This is a genomic window from Bacillus sp. LR--39 (assembly GCF_053613335.1).
The window spans coordinates 1-1469 of the sequence record NZ_JBSIOT010000139.1; the positions used below are offsets into that span (position 1 = coordinate 1).

The 1469-nt window shown below is 45.8% G+C and carries 3 protein-coding genes; all 3 read left to right on the plus strand.

Going from position 1 to position 1469, the window contains the following annotated elements; translation table 11 throughout:
- Positions 1–438 (plus strand): aminotransferase class IV (locus ACWHAR_RS21145; protein ID WP_452087728.1); only part of this gene is annotated, 438 nt, incomplete at its 5' end.
- Complete coding sequence (gene folP, locus ACWHAR_RS21150; RefSeq protein ID WP_003242672.1) at positions 420–1277, plus strand: dihydropteroate synthase; 858 nt, start codon at positions 420–422, stop codon at positions 1275–1277. The genes ACWHAR_RS21145 and folP, both read left to right, overlap by 19 nt.
- Positions 1270–1469: dihydroneopterin aldolase (folB, locus tag ACWHAR_RS21155; protein WP_452087729.1), on the plus strand; the 200-nt coding region annotated here is incomplete at its 3' end. The genes folP and folB, both read left to right, overlap by 8 nt.

The window sequence follows — 1469 nt, forward strand, 5'->3', positions numbered from 1 at the left end:
CATTATCTAAATAATATGTATGCGAAACGGGAAATTGGAAATGATCCGCGTGTCGAGGGAATTTTCTTAACGGAGGATGGAGCTGTTGCAGAGGGTATCATATCTAATGTCTTCTGGAGAAAAGGTCGCTGTATCTATACGCCATCGCTTGATACCGGTATTCTGGACGGCGTCACGAGACGTTTTATCATAGAAAATGCAAAGAATATCGGCCTGGAGCTCAAAACGGGCCGATATGAGCTAGAAGCTCTCTTGACAGCTGACGAAGCGTGGATGACGAACTCGGTTCTTGAAATCATCCCGTTTACTAAAATAGAAGAAGTAAACTATGGAAGCCAAAGCGGAGAAGCAACCTCCGCTCTTCAATTGTTATACAAAAAAGAAATAAAGAACATGATGTATGAAAAGGGAGGAAGAGCATGGCGCAGCACACAATAGATCAAACACAAGTAATCCACACTAAGCCCAGCGCTTTATCATATAAAGAGAAGACGCTGGTGATGGGAATTTTAAACGTAACGCCTGACTCTTTCTCGGACGGCGGAAAATATGACAGCTTGGACAAGGCGCTGCTGCACGCGAAAGAGATGATCGATGATGGTGCCCATATCATTGATATCGGAGGGGAATCGACAAGGCCTGGCGCTGAGTGCGTATCTGAGGATGAGGAGATGTCCAGAGTCATTCCGGTGATTGAGCGGATTACGAAAGAGCTTGGTGTTCCTATTTCTGTAGACACGTACAAGGCTTCTGTCGCAGATGAAGCAGTGAAAGCCGGTGCATCCATTATCAATGATATTTGGGGAGCCAAACATGATCCGAAGATGGCTTCCGTTGCAGCTGAACATAATGTTCCAATTGTACTCATGCATAACCGCCCTGAAAGAAACTACAATGACTTATTGCCGGATATGCTGTCGGACTTAATGGAGAGTGTAAAAATTGCTGTTGAGGCCGGAGTAGACGAGAAGAACATTATTCTTGATCCCGGTATCGGTTTCGCGAAAACCTATCACGATAACTTGGCAGTGATGAACAAACTAGAGATTTTCAGCGGGCTGGGGTATCCGGTTCTTCTGGCAACCTCCCGAAAAAGATTCATCGGACGTGTTCTGGATCTTCCGCCTGAGGAGCGGGCTGAGGGCACAGGCGCGACTGTGTGTCTCGGCATTCAAAAAGGCTGTGACATTGTCAGGGTCCATGATGTAAAGCAAATTGCCAGAATGGCGAAAATGATGGACGCGATGCTGAATAAGGGAGGGGTGCACCATGGATAAAGTTTATGTAGAAGGTATGGAGTTTTACGGATATCACGGTGTGTTCAAAGAAGAAAACAAACTTGGCCAGCGGTTTAAAGTCGATTTAACCGCTGAGCTGGATTTAAGCAAAGCCGGACAAACAGACGACCTTGAGCAAACGATCAACTATGCTGAACTCTATCACGTATGTAAAGATATCGTGGAAGGGGA